General features: G+C 66.8%; 16 protein-coding genes. 1 reads left to right on the top strand and 15 read right to left on the bottom strand.

Annotation, left to right across the window (positions count from 1 at the left end):
• Nucleotides 1–126: 126 nt before the first annotated feature.
• From KF791_09170 to KF791_09225, 12 genes are all read right to left on the bottom strand, one after another.
• Nucleotides 127–1,626, bottom strand: coding sequence for an MFS transporter (locus KF791_09170; GenBank protein MBX3732753.1), 1,500 nt, complete (start codon nt 1,624–1,626; stop codon nt 127–129).
• A 57-nt stretch (nt 1,627–1,683) separates the two neighbouring features.
• On the bottom strand, nt 1,684–2,619 hold the full coding sequence (locus tag KF791_09175; GenBank protein MBX3732754.1) for a hypothetical protein: 936 nt from the start codon (nt 2,617–2,619) through the stop codon (nt 1,684–1,686).
• Between the two features lie 182 nt (nt 2,620–2,801).
• A complete protein-coding gene (locus tag KF791_09180; protein MBX3732755.1) occupies nt 2,802–3,446 on the bottom strand; it encodes a DNA/pantothenate metabolism flavoprotein domain protein in 645 nt (214 codons plus the stop codon).
• Nucleotides 3,447–3,508: 62 nt separating this feature from the next.
• Entirely contained in the window at nt 3,509–3,886 is a 378-nt protein-coding gene (gene rplS, locus KF791_09185) for a 50S ribosomal protein L19 (protein ID MBX3732756.1), read from the bottom strand.
• Between the two features lie 11 nt (nt 3,887–3,897).
• A complete protein-coding gene (trmD, locus tag KF791_09190) occupies nt 3,898–4,608 on the bottom strand; it encodes a tRNA (guanosine(37)-N1)-methyltransferase TrmD (protein ID MBX3732757.1) in 711 nt (236 codons plus the stop codon).
• 46 nt (nt 4,609–4,654) lie between these two features.
• The gene (locus tag KF791_09195) at nt 4,655–4,888 is read right to left on the bottom strand and encodes a KH domain-containing protein (protein ID MBX3732758.1); all 234 of its coding nucleotides are present in this window, start codon (nt 4,886–4,888) and stop codon (nt 4,655–4,657) included.
• Nucleotides 4,889–4,948: 60 nt separating this feature from the next.
• Entirely contained in the window at nt 4,949–5,206 is a 258-nt protein-coding gene (rpsP, locus tag KF791_09200) for a 30S ribosomal protein S16 (protein MBX3732759.1), read from the bottom strand.
• A 324-nt stretch (nt 5,207–5,530) separates the two neighbouring features.
• Nucleotides 5,531–6,751: a sigma factor, ECF subfamily protein gene (locus tag KF791_09205; protein ID MBX3732760.1), complete on the bottom strand. Its 1,221-nt coding sequence runs from the start codon at nt 6,749–6,751 to the stop codon at nt 5,531–5,533.
• A gap of 128 nt (nt 6,752–6,879) precedes the next feature.
• The gene (locus tag KF791_09210) at nt 6,880–7,245 is read right to left on the bottom strand and encodes a DUF1428 domain-containing protein (protein MBX3732761.1); all 366 of its coding nucleotides are present in this window, start codon (nt 7,243–7,245) and stop codon (nt 6,880–6,882) included.
• A 52-nt stretch (nt 7,246–7,297) separates the two neighbouring features.
• On the bottom strand, nt 7,298–7,708 hold the full coding sequence (locus KF791_09215) for a hypothetical protein (protein ID MBX3732762.1): 411 nt from the start codon (nt 7,706–7,708) through the stop codon (nt 7,298–7,300).
• A 42-nt stretch (nt 7,709–7,750) separates the two neighbouring features.
• A complete protein-coding gene (locus tag KF791_09220; protein MBX3732763.1) occupies nt 7,751–8,197 on the bottom strand; it encodes a VOC family protein in 447 nt (148 codons plus the stop codon).
• A gap of 113 nt (nt 8,198–8,310) precedes the next feature.
• Nucleotides 8,311–9,789 (bottom strand): DUF11 domain-containing protein, encoded by a 1,479-nt coding sequence (locus tag KF791_09225; protein ID MBX3732764.1) that lies wholly within the window; start codon nt 9,787–9,789, stop codon nt 8,311–8,313.
• Nucleotides 9,790–9,935: 146 nt separating this feature from the next.
• Between KF791_09225 and KF791_09230 the strand changes: the two genes are divergently transcribed.
• Nucleotides 9,936–12,716, top strand: coding sequence for a DEAD/DEAH box helicase (locus KF791_09230; GenBank protein ID MBX3732765.1), 2,781 nt, complete (start codon nt 9,936–9,938; stop codon nt 12,714–12,716).
• A gap of 34 nt (nt 12,717–12,750) precedes the next feature.
• Here KF791_09230 and carB read toward each other — a convergent pair whose 3' ends face one another.
• The 3 genes from carB to ppk2 form a co-directional block, all read right to left on the bottom strand.
• A complete protein-coding gene (carB, locus tag KF791_09235; GenBank protein MBX3732766.1) occupies nt 12,751–14,289 on the bottom strand; it encodes a carbamoyl-phosphate synthase large subunit in 1,539 nt (512 codons plus the stop codon).
• Nucleotides 14,290–14,470: 181 nt separating this feature from the next.
• Nucleotides 14,471–15,079, bottom strand: coding sequence for a DUF4136 domain-containing protein (locus KF791_09240; protein MBX3732767.1), 609 nt, complete (start codon nt 15,077–15,079; stop codon nt 14,471–14,473).
• A gap of 113 nt (nt 15,080–15,192) precedes the next feature.
• Nucleotides 15,193–16,002: a polyphosphate kinase 2 gene (ppk2, locus tag KF791_09245; protein MBX3732768.1), complete on the bottom strand. Its 810-nt coding sequence runs from the start codon at nt 16,000–16,002 to the stop codon at nt 15,193–15,195.
• Between the last annotated feature and the right edge of the window lie 2 nt (nt 16,003–16,004).

A 16,004-nucleotide genomic window follows, 5' to 3' on the forward strand; every position in this document is an offset into this window, starting at 1 on the left:
GAGAATGAGGGCTCCGCGGCGGGAGGAGGCGCACCGGCATCGCCGAGGAGGCCCGCGCCCGAGACGGGGGCAGTCGCGGTGCTGTGCCTCAGGAGGTTGGGGTCGCGGTCGGCCGGGTGCGACCCATCAGGTTTCCTCTGCGTGCTGTGATGGTTCGGGCAGCCAGCGGGTCAGCAGGGCGCCGACCAGTGCGTAGCCCCCGGCCACCAGGGCGCCGGTGATCGCGATCTTGACCGGGTCGGGCGGGGTGGCCTTGGAAAAAGTGAGGGTGAGCCACGCGGCGGCAGTGCCCAGGACGCGTCCGCCAATGTTCGCAGCAAAACTTTCCCCGGTGCCGCGCAGGTGAACGGGAAACACGAGGGGGATGTAGTTCCCCCAAAAGCTGAACTGCGAGACAGTGAACAGCCCTGCGATGAAGATGCCGATCTTGATGGCCGGCAGGGTGTCGGGACGGGTCAGGGCGCCGGAGATCCACCAGAAGAGCAGGGGGACGAACAGCAGTGCGGGCAGCTGGAAACAGCGCAGAAGGGCGCGCCGGCTCAGGATGCGTACGGCCAGCAACGCGAGCAGGAAGCGCCCGCAGAGACCTCCAATTTCCTGCCAGATGGTCACCCGGGCAACCGCTTCGTCCGTGGCATTGCCGCCAATCTGCCGAAGGCGTCGGGCGTCAGGCACCGGATCACCGGCAGCAGCAGCCGATGCGACCGCTTCGTCCTGGGCCGCCCTGGCCGTCGCGAGCATTGCCGCATGTCCCTTGGGCCCCCCAAGGATCTGGGGCAACTGCTGGATCGCGCCGAAGGCGATGCCGTAACTGGCGGCAAACACCAGGGTGGTGACCACGGTGGACCGGATCAGTTGCGGACTGAACAGTTCGGCGATGGACGGGCGTCGGAGCGTGCCCGAGGCCTTCTTGCGGGCCCAAACGGGGGATTCTGGCAGGAAGGGGCGGATCGCGATCAGCGGCAGTGCCGGAATGACCCCGGAGACCAGGGTGTAGCGCCAAGCCTCGTGGTTACCATGGATTGCCGGCAGGTCCATGGCCAGCCGGGCCGCCAGCACGTTTGCGGCCCCGACCAGCAGGCCTCCCAGCGAGGAGAACGCCTGGGTGTAGCCCAGCACCTTTTCCCGCTGAATCGGGTTCGGGAACAGTTCGGCCAGCCACGCCACTGCCGCGACAAACTCCACGCAGACTCCAATGAAGACCAGGCAGCGCAGGAACAGGAGTTGCGGAAGCGACGTGGCGAAGCCGGCTGAAAACGCGGCGAAGGCATAGAGCAGGATGCTGAACGTCAGGACGCGGCGGCGCCCGAGCCGGTCCGTCAGATACCCTCCCAGCAGTCCGAAGACGCCTCCCGCCAGGGCCGGCACGAAGAACAGCATGCGCGCCCACCGCACGTATTCCGGACCGCCTGGCGCCCACAGTGCCGCCGCGTCTGCCGGTGACATGCCTCCCTCCACCAGGGCCTGCACCAGCGGCGCGCTCAATGCCGCAATCGCCGGCTTCACAATCAGCGGCAGCATCAGCAGCTCATAGATGTCAAAGGCAAACCCGATCGCAGCGATGATGCAGATCAACCACTCAACGGTCCCCAACCGCTTCGGCGCCACCCCTCCGCCTGGATTCATACGTACGCGTAGGAAATCACCGGAGGGCGTATCGGCGCAACCGTCAACTGAGGGTGGCTACTTCTTGGGGCGAAACCCGCGGGGCAGGTGCGACTCCGGGGGCGGTGGTTCGGTGGGTGGCGGGGCGGGGTCCTCGGCTGCGGCGGGTTCGGGGGTGACATCCGGCTCGGGTGCCGCCTCCTGGGGTTCAGGAATCCCGAGCCGGCTTCTGGCTTTCTTTGCAGCGCCGGTCTCGGGGTACTCGTTGACGATTCGTTCGAGCAGGGCAAGGGCCTTCGCGGGTTGGTTGAGCCGGCCGGAGTACAGGTTCGACAGTCGAACCGCCGTCCATCCCCACTTTTCCCGGGGCAACCGCCGGGTCAGTACTTCCTGAAGTTCCAGGGCGGCGGCGAGGTGATTGCCGAGGTCCTTTTCGTAAATCTCAGCGATTCGGAGGGCGACATGCTGTTCGCGCGGGTTCTTGGCGAGGTATTCCCGCATCAGCGAAATGGCATCGAGATGATTGCCCTTGGACCATTCCTCCTCGGCCTTTTCATACTCCGGATCCTTCCGCTCGACCCAGTCTTCGGCCATCACCGCGCGTCCGGCCCGGTTTCCGAGGTATTGCGAAAGGTCCCAGGCCGCGAGGCCTCCCAGGGCGAGGAAGAAAAGCACGAACAACCCGAGTGAACGCACCGAGTCCGAACGTCGCTTGCCCGCCGGGACCGGCAGCCGGGAAGGTGCAGGGTTTGTGGACCCGGGCGGTGCACTGATTCCGGCATTGGTCCCGGTCAGGGAAGCCTCCGGGACCGGGTTGGTGGCCGCAGGCGTATCGGACCCCGTCAGTGCATTCGTCTCCGGTGTCGCGGGCGTGGGCGCGGGAAGGTCGGCCGGGGAATCTGCCATTGCCGGCATCTCCGGAATCGCCTCATAGGCATCGCGGAAGCGGCCAAAAAAATAGCCCGCAAGCAGCAAGAGCAGGAGGTACAGGCTGATGCGGACGACGAGCTTCATGTGCCAGGCACGCAAGAGGCGCGCAAGTGTTCTAGCAGACCCAGACAGCCGGCGGAAGCCCTGGATTTTAATGGGGAGCGGCGTCAGTCGGCCCGCCGCGGCGGACTGACCGGGGTTCCGGGTCGGGGGCTGGGCTCCAACACCTCAACCTGGCCTCGCCTTCCTCCGGGCGGCCGGCCGATTCAGACAGAGGCAACCAGCGCGTCCAGCAAGGTGTCGCGGGTGGTCAGGATCCGGGTTTCGGCATCACGCCGCAGCCAGACAAAGTCGGTGCCACAAGCGGGACCATTGACGACGCAGGCGTCGGTGCGCGCCTCCGCCATTTGTGCCTCGCCGCGGGCCACGGCGTCCGCACGGGTTCCGTCCGCCTCATACTTCCAGCCCGTGATCCGGGCGTTGGGAAACCAGGATCGGAGCTGCCCAAGGATCTTCGGGGTGGGCTCGAGTTCCGCGACGAGCACGCCGCCACGGGTGTCCACCTTGCCGCAGGTCGCCGGTTGCAGGGTGCCATCGGGGAGCGACGTCGAGAGGCGGCGGACGGCGAAATCGCCGACGGCGGCTGCATGAAACACCGCGGTGGGATCCGGACCCGACCATTGACGCAGCGCCTCCGCCAGGGACGCCCCGGTGCTGAACGGGGCGACGGAAACCGCCCAGAGAGGGGCGCGCCATGTGGCGGTTTCCGAGAGCAGCAGGCGCACGTCGTGCCCGGCGAGGGCCAGTGCGTTGGCGAGGCGGCCTCCCAGGGATCCGGTGGAGAAGTTGGTGAGCCGCCGCACCTGGTCGAGCGGCTCCCAGGTGGGGCCCGCGGTGACGATGCAGCGCATGTCCAGCCGATTGCGCAGCCTTGGCCGTCGTTTCCCCCGGCCCTTGCCGGCCCCAGAGTGTCCTACTTGGAGGCGCCGGCGCCGTGCAGATCCTTGTCCTTGACCGCCATGGCGCCCTTGCCAATGCGCTGGCGCAGGTAGGTCAATTTGGCGCGGCGCACCTTGCCCTGACGCTCCACCTCCACCTTTTCGATCCGGGGCGAATGGGTCGGGAAAATCCGCTCCACCCCCTCGCCGTAGCTGATGCGGCGGACGGTGAACGTCTGGTTGAGGCCGCGGGCGCGGATGCCGATGACCACGCCGGCGAAGACCTGAATCCGCTCCTTGTCGCCCTCCACCACGCGGGTGTGGACGCGGACGCTGTCTCCCACGTTGAACTTGAGCGGTTCCTTGCGGAACTGCTCGGACTCGATCTTGTCAAACAGTGCGGCTTTGTTCATGGCGCTTTTCCTCAATCAGTGATGGCGGGACGAGCCCACCGGAATTGTTCCCAAAGGTCCGGGCGCCGCAGGGCGGTGCGCCGGACGGCCTGGGCCCGCCGCCATCGCTCGATGGCGGCATGGTTTCCAGACTGCAATACGGACGGCACCGGCCAGCCGCGGAACTCGGCGGGCCGGGTGTACTGCGGATACTCGAGCAACCCATGGCTGAAGGATTCGTCCAGACTGCTGGCGTCATCCCCCAGCGCACCGGGCAGAAGCCGGGTCACGGCGTCCACGATCACCATGGCCGGCAGATTGCCGTTCGTGAGCACGTAGTCGCCGATGCTGAGTTCGTCGTCCGCAAGGTGTTCGCGAACCCGTTCATCGTACCCTTCGTAACTGCCGCACACCAGCAGGAACCCCGGCAGGGCGGCGAGTTCACGAGCCACGGCCTGGGTGAAGGGGCGTCCGCAGGGTCCGGTGAGGATCACCCTCAGCTCGGACCCGCTCGCGCCCCGGAGGGCCTCGACGGCTTCAAAGATCGGCTCCGGTTTCAGGACCATTCCCGGCCCGCCACCGTAGGGCGTGTCGTCCACCGTCCGGTGACGGTCGTGCGTCCACGCCCTCAAATCATGAATCCTCAGGTCGAGGATCCCCGCGGTCCGTGCCCTCCGGACGATGCTTTCGTCCAATGGGCCCGCGAACATCGCGGGAAACAGGGTCAGGACTTCGATCTTCATGGCGTCGGGCGGGCGTGACCCTGATGGCCCGCGGGGGCGGTTGCTGCTACTCGTCGGCCAGTTCGAGCGTGCAACGGGCTCCCGTCTTCTGGGCGCCCACCTGCAGAAGGGAACGGATTGCCTGGATGGTGGATCCGCGTCGGCCGATGATCTTCCCGGCGTCGCCCGGGGCGAGGTGCAGGCGGTAGGCCTGCACGCCGGCGCGGTCCTCCACCTCCACGCGAACCTCATCGGGGTGGTTCACGAGGCGCTTCACGACGTATTCGATGAAGGCCTGCACGGGGGGGTGGGGGGATTGGGGGCCGTCGGGACGTGCTGCGGGACGCGAGTGGGATCGCCGTCAGGCGGCCACCGGCGTGGAACGGCGCTGCTTGCGGATCATGCTGGCGACCGTGTCGCTGGGCAGGGCCCCGACGCCAAGCCAGTAGTCCACCCGGTCGAGCTTGAGGTTGAAATTGGTCCCTGCCTGGCGCGGCTGGTAGGTGCCGATTTCCTCGATGCACTTGCCATCGCGCGGGCTGCGACCATCGGCCACCACCACCCGGTAAATGGGGTTGTTCTTCGCGCCGACGCGCTTCAAACGGATCTTGACGGACATAATTCGAATTGCATGAGCCGGTGGAATGCCGGCGGTTTCCCCGAAACGGAACGCCGAAAGTGACGAGGTGCGTTTTGGGTTGCAAGCCCCGTTTTCCCGTTTTGCAGCCAGATTCCGAGGCCGGACCCGGCGACGGATCCACGCCGGAGCCGGAAGGTACCATTTCTCCGCGGTGGCGTTCAGCCGTGCCGCGGCGCGATGGCCCCAATCAAAACGGGTTCGTGACGCGGGTCCAGGGCATCGCATCCAGACCGCGACATCGGCGGGCCAGGAAATTTCCAGTGAGGTGCCATCCGCCGTCGCGATCTCCCGGATGGCCAGCCCTCAAGCCAGCGCTGCGGCGCATTCCTCAAAACGACGTTGGAGGAACTCCCGCTCGGATTTCACCTCAGCGAGCTGCGACGCCTTGCGGAACCAGCCGGCAGCCGTCAACAGGTCGCGGCGACGACACTCCAGTTCCCCCAGCACCGCGTACAGCAGGTAGTAGCCCTCCAGTTTGTCGCGGTCTGGAATGGCCGCGACGGCATCCAATCCGGCGCGCGGACCCGCCACGCAGGCCACGACGATGGCGCGGTTCAGCGCCACCACCGGCGAAGCGTCGAACTCCATCAACTGGTCGTACAGTTCAAGGATCCGGCGCCAGTCCGTCTGCCCGTCGCTGGGCGCGACGGTGTGACAGGCGGCGATCCCGGCCTGGAGGTGGTAGGTGGACACCGTGTCGCCGGCGGCCGAACGGGCGAGGTGAAAAATCCCCCGGGCGATGGCCGTACGATCCCAGCGGGAACGGTCCTGCTCCCTCAGGCGAAGCAGATGCCCCGCATCGTCCACCCGGGCGGGAAGGCGGGCCGCGTTCAACAGCATCACGGCCAGCAGCGCGTGGGTCCTGGGCTGGTCGCCTGCGGGATGATCCGCCAGCAGCGACGTCAGACGGATCGCCTCGCGGCAGATGTCCTCCCGGACCAACCGGTCGCCCACCGACGCCTTGTAGCCCTCGTTGAAGAGCAGGTAGAGCGTGCGCAGCACGCCATCGAGACGGGGTGCAAGCGCCCCGCCTTCCGGGATCTCGAACGGGATGGCGGCGTCGCGGATGGACTGCCGGGCGCGCGTGAGGCGCTTGGTGATCGCGGCTTCGGTCGAGAGAAAGGCGCGGCTGATCTCCGTCACGCCGAATCCGCACAGGGTCTTCAGTGCCAGCGCGGCCTGGGCCTTGGCCGGCACCTCGGGATGGCAGCAGACGAACATCATCCGCAGGCAGTCGTCGGTGATCCCCGCCTCGAAGGCGTCCGATGCGTCGGGCGCGTCGGGTGCGGACGCGGAGCGGTCGAAGACGCGGACGATCTCCGCCTCCTTTTCGCGGAAGCGCCGCTCGCGCCGGACGACGTCCAACGCCCGATTCCGCGCGGCGCGGAGGATCCAGGCGGAAGGGTCTTTCGGAATGCCCTGAAACGGCCACGTCTGGAGTGCGCGGGCCAGGGCGTCCTGAACGACATCTTCGACGAGCGTGAGATTGCCGACGCCAAAGACGTGCGTAAGGATGGCCACCATCCTGGCCGATTCATGACGGAAGAGGTGCTCCACCGTGCCCGGGACTTCGGAGGAGGACGAATGCACGCCGGTGATGGAATGAACTGGCGGCGAGGGGCGAAAAGCCGCCCCGCCGCGCTCCCGTGGGATCAGGTCGCGACGACGGACTGGAATCCGCCGTAGGCCATGCGCTTGCAGTCGAAGGGCGCGCCCTCCGCGTCGCACATCATCTTCAAACGCTCGTCGGCCATGACCCTCGCGTTCACCGCGTCGCGCTGTGCCCGGGACTTGTAGGTGATCCAGGAAAAGAAGACCGTCTCATCCTCTCTGGCCTTTGCCAGCTTGGGGAAGGGGATGCCGAACTTCACGTCGGAGTCTTCCGCGACGCATTCGCGCACTTCGAGCGCGCCGTGCTCGAGGTAGATCCTGGCCACCTTCCGTGCCAGGGCGGTGTACGTGGTCACCTTGTTCCTGGGCACGGGGATGACGAATCCGTCCACATAGAGCTTGGGCATGGGGGTGTGTGTGGTTGCTGGTGTGTTGTGGTGGCCGAAAGGGAGGAATGGCTCAAACGGCCAGCGGTGCATGCCGGGCTTCGACGCCCGCGTCCTGGGCCACGCCGCAGATGCCGGCAACCGGCCGGACCTCAACGATGGCGCCATGGGGCAGTCCGGGGCACTGCTGAGCGATGGCGACGGCTTCCACCTCGGTTTTCACCGTCAGGAGGAAGTAGCCGCCGATGGCCTCCTTGGCCTCGGCAAACGGGCCGTCCGCGACCATGCGGCCGCCGGCACCGGTGATGACCTTGCCCCCGTTTTCCAGCGGACTGCCGCCGGCGACCCTGCCCTCGCGGCGGAGGCGCTCGAACCACGCCATCCAGTCGCCAACGACCTGCTGCATTTGTCCGGGTGACAGGCCCTTGTGCCAGTCGGTGCCGCGGAAGATGAGGAGATAACCGTTCTCGGAGGTGTTGCTCATGGGAGAATTCCTTGCGGTGAGGTGTCGGGAAACCGTCCCGGTTCACGGGCAGGCTTCGGGCAGCACGATGACCATCCACATCAGGCCGAAGCGGTCCGTGACCATGCCGAACGAGGGCGAATAAAAGGTCTTGCCCAGTGGCATGACCACCTGGCCTCCGTCGGACAACGCGGCGAAGGCGCGTTCGCTCGCGGGAATGTCCGCCACGGTCAGCGTCAGGGCGAAACCGCTGAAGTCCGGCTTCCCCGAGCATTGGCCGTCCGAAGCCATCAGGACAGTCTCGCCGATGCGGAAGGCCGCATGCATCACCTTGTCGGGCGGCAGTGCCGGCATGGTGCCGCAACCGGTCGGCTCGGGGCTTTCCTTGTAGCGCATGAGGGCCGTGATCGCGGCGCCGAGCTTGTCCTTGTAGAAGTGGAGCGCGGCTTCGCAGGAGCCCTCGAAGAAGAGGTACGGTTGGACGGAGGGTGAGGATTTGGACGCATTCATGGAATTGTGCTGGTCGAGAGGTTGTCTCTCGCTGCCAGGACGAACGGGCCGGGTGGTTCAGGACAATCGGGACGAACTTTTTTGCGGAGTGCAGGCGATGGCCTCCGTCGGACTCAGTACTGGTGCGTGGACTCCATCTCGATGATGGGGCGCGTGAACTGGTCCGAGACGAGCTCGGTACGGAACCGGGCGTCGGCGCGCTGCAGCGCCCGGACGACCACCTGCCACTCGACGGTCGTCTTGGCGGGCAACACCTCGAGGGGCTCGAACTGGAGCCTCCGGTTTTGAACGTCTGCGCGGGTGGGGCCGTAGCAGGACACGTAGGCCTGGGCGGGCGGCAGCAGGCAGGTCAGACGGATCTGTGTGACATCGGAGGACCCCTGGTTGGTGGCCGTGATCACGTAGGTGACCTCCTCGCCCACCTGGATGGGATCGGCGAGGTCCACCACCTCCAGAAGGAACCCCGGCACTCCCTGGATTTCGCTGGAGCAGGTGGCGGTCACGGCCGCCGCACATTTCCCGTTTGCGGTGGCGCCGAAGGTGAAGACCCCCGTCACCGTCCGTGGCGCCAGCGTGGCGCAGACGCTCCGGCTCTCGCCAGGGTCGAGGGCTGCCAGTTGCCAGGTGATCTCGCGACCTGCGGCGACGCCACCGTCCGAGGCGAAATCGAGCACGGCCTCCTCGGGCAGCTGCAGGGACACCGTGGGTGCGATTTCCGTGGCGTCTCCAGTGTTCCGGACCGTGAGGCACAATTCGATCGGACGCCCGATCGGCACCTGGCGCGGCGCGTTGCATTCGAGGCTGAGGACCGGCGCGAGCACCCGGGTGGTGCTGGTTGCCCGCCCCGTGGCCCCCTCGGCAGTGGTGACCGTGGCCACGTTCTCGAACGTCCCCGGCACGCTCGCAAACATGGAGAACTTCAGCTCACGTCCCTCCCCGGGCCGCAGGGATCCGGCGTCCATGGCCACAAGCGTCCGTCCGTCCCGGAGGCGGAATCCCGGCGGCAGCGTGTCCTCGATGCGTACGCCCGAGACTGGCACGCCACCGGTGTTGCGCACCGTCACGCGGACTTCGACGGGGAGACAGAGATCCACGGCCTCCGGGGCAAATTTCTGCACCTCGATCCGAGGCGGCTCCGGGCCCAGGTCTTCCACAAAGAAATTGGAGCACGCCTTGGGGGTGATGCAGCGGTAGCGGCGCCCGCGGGAGTTGAAGGAGAATTCGAAGGCTTCCGCCGGCGCGTCCCCGGCCCAGAGCACCTCCTGGAGTGCAATCGGACGTCCGTTCTCCCGTGCGGACATGAAGGGCATGATGGCGCCAACGGGTATTTCGATCCCGGTGATTTCGGCCGTGGCGGCTGCGCGAAGGAGATCCTCGGGATACCCGGGCCAGTTCACCTGGTGGAGGATGATCGCGAAGTCCGCGCGCAGCTTCGGATCGCGAAACCGTTCCCTCAGCTCCTCCGGTGTCGTCACCGGGGGCGCAAAGCGCGTGTCCGGATGCCCAAGCCGGGTCGCCCGGTGCAGTTGGGCATGAACGACGCCGGACAGGCACAGCAGCAACCCGGTGACCAGCGCCGCACGGATGCGCATCGTGACATTCACACCGGGTAATTTGTTCGGACCCAGGCCGAAGAACCAGCCAATAGTGAGGAAGGCGCCGGCCGGACGCAGGGGTTCCGCGATAGTCCGCGGACTGCGGGTTTGACCCCGTGGTCGGCGCTGCCGGAGTCTCCCGCATGGCCAAACGAAACCCGGTGCCCGAGGTGGCGGTGCCGCCGATCCATGACTGGCGGACGACGGACGAGGATGAGATCCGCCGCCGGCAATGGCGGGCCGGCAACGAGTCCTTTGCGATCCGCAACCGCGACCGGCGGCATCCGGTCTTCTCGAACTTTGAAGTGCGCTCCGGCAGCGGGATGACCTATTCGGTCGAGATCCGCGACGTGGCGACGCCGCAGTGCCATTGCGAATGCGTGGATTTCAGGATCAACGGCCTCGGCACCTGCAAGCACGTGGAGGCCGTCCTGGCGTGGCTCCGGGCGAAGCCGGCTTCCGGATGGCGGAAAGCGGCCCGGGACGGTTCGCCCCGGCTGGATGTCGTGGTGGCGCCGGACGGGGAGTCGGTGGTGTTGCGGGTGGGGTCGCCAGGTCCGCTGCCGCGGGCGCTCGCCCGATGGTTCGACGGTGAGGGGCGGTTGCAGTCGGATTCGGTGGAGTCCGCCCTGGAGGCGCTCCGCGACCTGGCGGCGGGTCCGCTGCCGGCGCTTCGGATCTCCCAGGAAGTCACACCGTGGCTGGAGGCACGCCGCCGCGCCGCGGAACGCCACGAGTTGCGCCACGAGTACGAGCAGCATGTGCAGCGCGGGACCTGGCCCGCGCAGGAAACCCGGGTGCCGTTGTATCCCTACCAGCGTGAAGGAATGCTGCACCTCGCCTTCACCGAGCGCGCCCTGCTGGCCGACGAGATGGGCCTCGGCAAGACCATCCAGGCGATCGCCGCCTGCGCCCTGGTGCACCGGCTCGGCCGTGCGCGTCGCGCCCTGGTGGTCACGCCGGCGTCGCTCAAGACGGAGTGGGAGGAGCAGATCCAGAGATTTACGGACCTTTCCTGCCAGCTGGTCTTCGGGTCCAGGCTGCAGCGGCTGCGCGCGTACGAGCGCGCCGCCGAGCCAACCGGCGCGCCGTTCTTCACGGTGGTCAACTACGAGCAGATGCTCGCCGACTCGCTCGACGTGAACGAGCGGTTGCGTCCGGACATCGTCGTGCTGGACGAGGCGCAACGGATCAAGAACTGGAGCACCCGGACCACCCAGGCGATCAAACGGCTGCGCAGCCGCTACGCCTTCGTGCTCACGGGAACGCCGATCGAAAACCGGATTGATGAGCTTTACTCGCTGGTGGATTTCCTCGATCCGGCAGTGCTGGGCCCGCTGTTCCGGTTCAACCGCGAATACTACGCGCTGGATGACCGGGGGCGTCCGGAGAGCTACCGGAATCTGCGCCAACTCCAGGAACGGATCCGTCCCTTGCTGCTCCGCCGGCGCAAGGCGGATGTCGAGACCGAGCTGCCGGACCGGACGGACCGCAACTACTTCGTCACCCTGACCCCGCGGCAGCAGGAGCAGTACGACGATTTTGAGGCCATCGTGGGCAGGCTGGCCCTGATTGCGAAGCGGCGTCCACTGACCCAGCAGGAGCAGGACAAGCTGCTGCGCACCCTGGGCATGATGCGGATGACCTGTGACACCAACTACATCCTCCAGCCGGAGGACCGGTCGTGCGCCAAGGAGTCCGAGTTGGAAAAGATCCTCGAGGAGTGCCGGGACAATCCGGGGGTCAAGGTGATCGTCTTCAGTGAGTGGGAACGGATGCTGGAACTGGTGCGGGAGGTCTGCCGCCGCGTCGGACTCGGGTTTGCCTGGCACACGGGCTCGGTGCCCCAGCGGCGGCGACGTGCGGAGATCAACGCGTTCAAGGCGGACCCGGACTGCCGCGTGTTCCTGAGCACCGACAGCGGCAGCACCGGGCTCAACCTTCAGAATGCCAGCGTCGTCATCAACTGCGACCTGCCCTGGAATCCGGCGAAGCTGGAGCAGCGCATCGCGCGGGCCTGGCGGAAGCACCAGACCCAGCGCGTCACGGTCATCAACCTGGTCGCGCGGGGGACGCTGGAGGAGCGCATGCTCGAGACCCTGGCACACAAGCAGGCACTGGCGGATGGCGTCCTGGACCGGCAGGGGGATCTCGATGCGATCCCCATGAAGCGGGGCGGTCAGGCGTTCCTGGAGCGGCTCGAACAACTGGGCCTCGGCCGGACCGGTGCGACCCCCGCGGCGGCTGCGGCGTCCGTTCCGGCCGATCGCGCGCTGGGGTTCGCCCAGGCGGCGGCCGCCGGATTGCGGGGGGCGCTGGTCGGCTGCGAGGAGCGGTATCCCAGGGATGGGGACCACTCGGTGCTGTATGTCGTCGTGGACGGCGACGCCGTCCGGTGGCGTCCCCGTCTGGAGGCGATGCATGGGCAATATTTCAGGGATTCGGACCCGCTTGCGCCGGTCCGGCTGGAGGTCGTGGACCGGGCGACTCACGAGGCTCTGGAGCGTTTGGTCGCTGCCGGGCTGATTTCCCGGACGACGCGCGCCGCGCGCGTGCTGACCTCGGCATCCGATCCCGCCGGCCCCACGCCGCTGTCCGATGCGGAGCGGCGGCGCCTGGAGCAACACCAGGCCCAGGCGGCGCGGCAGCTTCAGCTCGCGAAGGTTTTGGTGGGCGGCGGTTTTGAGGACGAGGCGCGGACCGCGCTGCGCCAGTCGGTGCTGTGGCGATCGCGGGCCCTGGCGGTGGCGCGGCGCCTCCCGGAGCCCGACGGGCTGGAGGCCTGCCTGATCGCCCCGATCTCCCCGGCCTGGGGTGACCGGCAGGCGTTGATCCGGCAATTGGCCGCGGAGGGTCCGCTCCCGTGGCCCGCGGTGGTGACGGGCCTGGAACAGGCGGCGCTGGAATTGCCGGAGGTCGCGTAGACCGGAGGAACGCTCTTGGGACCGCCGCCGGATTCTACGCAGCCGGTTGTGCGGTGGCTGCCAACGCCTCCTCCACCTCCACGATCTCCTTGATCTGCGTCAGGAACCACCGGTCAATCCGGGTCAATTGGAAGATGTCCTCGACGCTGAATCCGGCCCGGAAGGCGTGGCGGATGAAGAAGACCCGTTCGGCGTTTGGCACGCTCAGCTTGCGTGCGATGACGTCCCGTGGCAGGACATCGCGGTCGCCGTACACTTCGGCGCCAATCCGCCAGGGTTTGCCGTCGCCCCCAAGGCCGCTGCGGCCGATCTCGAGGGAGCGCAGGCATTTTTGCAGGGATTCCTTGAAGGTGCGTCCGATGGCCATGGCCTCCCCGACGCTCTTCATCTGGGTGGTCAGGGTCGGGTCCGCCTGCGGGAACTTCTCGAAGGCAAACCGGGGGATCTTGGTCACCACGTAGTCAATCGTCGGCTCAAAGCTCGCCGGCGTTTCCCGCGTGATGTCATTGCGGATCTCATCGAGCAGATACCCCACCGCCAGCTTCGCGGCGATCTTGGCGATCGGGAACCCGGTCGCCTTGGAGGCCAGGGCCGAGCTGCGGCTCACCCGCGGATTCATCTCGATGATCACCATGCGGCCGGTGTCGGGACACACCCCGAACTGGATGTTGGATCCGCCCGTCTCGACCCCCACGGCCCGGATCACGGCGAAGCTCTGGTCGCGCATGATCTGGTACTCCCGGTCGGTGAGCGTCTGAATCGGCGCGACGGTGATGGAATCGCCCGTGTGCACGCCCATCGGATCGAAGTTCTCGATGGAGCAGATGATGACGCAGTTGTCGGCGCGGTCGCGCATCACCTCCATCTCGTACTCCTTCCAGCCGACGAGGGATTCCTCGACGAGGACCTCGCAGACCGGGGAGAGATCCATGCCGCGTTTGGCGATCTCCTCGAATTCGTCCCGGTTGTAGGCGATGCCTCCGCCGGTGCCGCCGAGCGTGTAGGCCGGACGGATGATCAGCGGGAAGCGTCCGATGCGGTCGGCGATCCCCCACGCCTCCGCCATGGTGTGTGCGGTGCCGGAGATGGGCACATCGAGACCGATGCGCAGCATCAGGTCCTTGAAGATCTGCCGGTCCTCGCCCTTCTCGATCGCCGCGGCATTGGCGCCGATCATTTCGACCCCATGCTTCGCCAGCACGCCCGAGTTGTGGAGCTTCATGGCGGTGTTGAGCGCCGTCTGCCCGCCCAGGGTCGGCAGGAGCACGAGTTTGCCGGGGGCGATGGCGTCGCCCGGCGATGATGGGCCGGGGTTCCGGAGCGCCGCGAGCTCGCGCACGATGATCTTCTCGACCGCCTCGGGGGTGATCGGCTCGATGTAGGTTCGGTCGGCGAACTCCGGATCCGTCATGATCGTGGCCGGATTCGAGTTCACCAGGATCACGCGGTAGCCCTCCTCCTTCAGGGCCTTGCAGGCCTGGGTGCCCGAGTAGTCGAACTCGCAGGCCTGGCCGATGATGATCGGGCCGGCGCCGATGATCAGGACGGAGTGAATGTCAGTGCGCTTCGGCATCGGTGCGTCTTGTTGAAACGGGCGGGATCAAACACGCCGCGGTTCCGGCAGGCGACCGATATTTTCCGGGCACCCGCTACGGGCGGGCCGTGCGCATCGCCGTTTCTTGCAGCGGAGCCGAGGGGGATGAGGAAGGTGGGTGTCGTGAGTGGGGCCGGCGGGGTTTGGACGGATTTCGAATTCACGGAGCGACCTTCAGATTGACCAGGATTTCGTCCACGACCTCCTGGATGCGTCCCGACCGGGTGGATTCCGGGATGTCACGGAGCAGGGGCCGGGTCGCGTAGCCGCGCCGGAGCAGATCGAAGGTTTTTGCATCGCGCAGATCAATCACCAGGGTTCCGGCCTCGAAGTAGTGCGGGGTCTTGCCGCCGGTGTAGGCGTCATGGGCCCTGGAATGCAGGGCCTCGCGGTCGTCGAAGGAGCCAAAATAGTCGTCCACCGCTGCCGTGGTGGCGTTGTTGCCGACGATCACCAGGTAGCCGACGAGGACCTCTCCTCCGGAGTCCATCCGCCTCAGACCCTTCGCCTCGAGGTTCCGGGTGATGGCAGACTGGATCATGTCGTGGATTGGCGTCCGGTTGTCGGCGTACCCGGGCACGGGCCGGGTTGAGCCGGGCATGAAGCTGAAGGTCGTGGCATGGATGGTGCCGGTATCCACGCGGCTGGGTGTGGAACAACCCGCGACCACGCACAGGATCGCGGCAAGATGAAGGAAGTGGCGGACGAGTCCGGCGGCTTGTGTGCGGTGACTGACCGGAATCATGGTCAGAATGAGGCGGGATTTCATGGGGCGTTGGATTTTGGAGATCGGTGCGATTTTCATCGGGGTCTGGCGGTCCGGGGCAGGGTCAGGGTCAGGGTCCGGCCTCGTGGTGGGCGTCATCGAGCTGGGGCTGGCCTTCAGTAGCGTTCTGGGACGAACCGGCGGCCCTTGAGCGATGCCGCGTCGTCGTAGGCTTCCTTCATGGAGCGCTTTGGGAGGCGGATCCGGGGACGATCCAGTTTCTTGTAGGGGATGCTTTTCAGGAGGTGCGCGATGCAGTTGAGCCGCGCACGCTTTTTGTCATCGGATCGAAGGATGTGCCACGGCGCCCATCGGGTGTCCGTGGCCTTGAGCATCTGGTCCCGGGCGCGGGAATAATCGTACCACCGGCTGCGCGACGGCAGGTCCATGGGGCTGAGCTTCCACTGGCGCACCGGATCCGTGATGCGGGCCTCGAAGCGGCGCTTCTGCTCCTCGTCGCTGACTTCGAGCCAGTATTTGATCAGGAAGATCCCGCCATTCACCATGTACTTCTCGACCTGGGGGCAGAGGTCGAGGAAGCGGCGGTGTTCCTGTCTGCTGCAGAAGCCCATCACATACTCCACGCCCGCCCGGTTGTACCAGCTGCGGTCAAAGATCACCACCTCGCCCGCCGCGGGGAAGTGGGCCATGTAGCGCTGGATGTACATCTGTGACTTCTCGCGGTCCGAAGGCGCCGGCAGGGCGACGACGCGGAACACCCGGGGGCTGACCCGCTCGGTGAGCGCCCGGATCGTGCCGCCCTTGCCGGCACCGTCGCGACCCTCGAACACGACGATCACCCGGAGTCCCTCCTGCTTGACCCAATCCTGAAGGTGGCACAGCTCCGTCTGCAGCTTGCGAAGCTCCTTTTCGTAGTCCTTTCGCGTCAGCTTTTCGCGAACGGCTTCCTTGGAATGCTTGCTCATGG

This window comes from Verrucomicrobiia bacterium (genome assembly GCA_019634635.1).
Taxonomy (GTDB): Bacteria; Verrucomicrobiota; Verrucomicrobiia; order Limisphaerales; family UBA9464; genus UBA9464.

Excerpts from the sequence above, each read along its gene's own strand:
- KF791_09205 (MBX3732760.1), bottom strand. The coding sequence starts at position 6,751 with ATGGTGGCCATCCTTACGCACGTCTTTGGCGTCGGCAATCTCACGCTC.
- trmD (MBX3732757.1), bottom strand. The coding sequence starts at position 4,608 with ATGAAGATCGAAGTCCTGACCCTGTTTCCCGCGATGTTCGCGGGCCCA.
- KF791_09215 (MBX3732762.1), bottom strand. The coding sequence starts at position 7,708 with ATGAGCAACACCTCCGAGAACGGTTATCTCCTCATCTTCCGCGGCACC.
- KF791_09240 (MBX3732767.1), bottom strand. The coding sequence starts at position 15,079 with ATGAAATCCCGCCTCATTCTGACCATGATTCCGGTCAGTCACCGCACA.
- KF791_09210 (MBX3732761.1), bottom strand. The coding sequence starts at position 7,245 with ATGCCCAAGCTCTATGTGGACGGATTCGTCATCCCCGTGCCCAGGAAC.
- KF791_09175 (MBX3732754.1), bottom strand. The coding sequence starts at position 2,619 with ATGAAGCTCGTCGTCCGCATCAGCCTGTACCTCCTGCTCTTGCTGCTT.
- ppk2 (MBX3732768.1), bottom strand. The coding sequence starts at position 16,002 with ATGAGCAAGCATTCCAAGGAAGCCGTTCGCGAAAAGCTGACGCGAAAG.
- KF791_09230 (MBX3732765.1), top strand. The coding sequence starts at position 9,936 with ATGGCCAAACGAAACCCGGTGCCCGAGGTGGCGGTGCCGCCGATCCAT.
- rplS (MBX3732756.1), bottom strand. The coding sequence starts at position 3,886 with ATGAACAAAGCCGCACTGTTTGACAAGATCGAGTCCGAGCAGTTCCGC.
- carB (MBX3732766.1), bottom strand. The coding sequence starts at position 14,289 with ATGCCGAAGCGCACTGACATTCACTCCGTCCTGATCATCGGCGCCGGC.
- rpsP (MBX3732759.1), bottom strand. The coding sequence starts at position 5,206 with ATGTCCGTCAAGATCCGTTTGAAGCGCGTCGGCGCGAAGAACAACCCC.
- KF791_09225 (MBX3732764.1), bottom strand. The coding sequence starts at position 9,789 with ATGCGCATCCGTGCGGCGCTGGTCACCGGGTTGCTGCTGTGCCTGTCC.
- KF791_09170 (MBX3732753.1), bottom strand. The coding sequence starts at position 1,626 with ATGAATCCAGGCGGAGGGGTGGCGCCGAAGCGGTTGGGGACCGTTGAG.
- KF791_09220 (MBX3732763.1), bottom strand. The coding sequence starts at position 8,197 with ATGAATGCGTCCAAATCCTCACCCTCCGTCCAACCGTACCTCTTCTTC.
- KF791_09180 (MBX3732755.1), bottom strand. The coding sequence starts at position 3,446 with ATGCGCTGCATCGTCACCGCGGGCCCCACCTGGGAGCCGCTCGACCAG.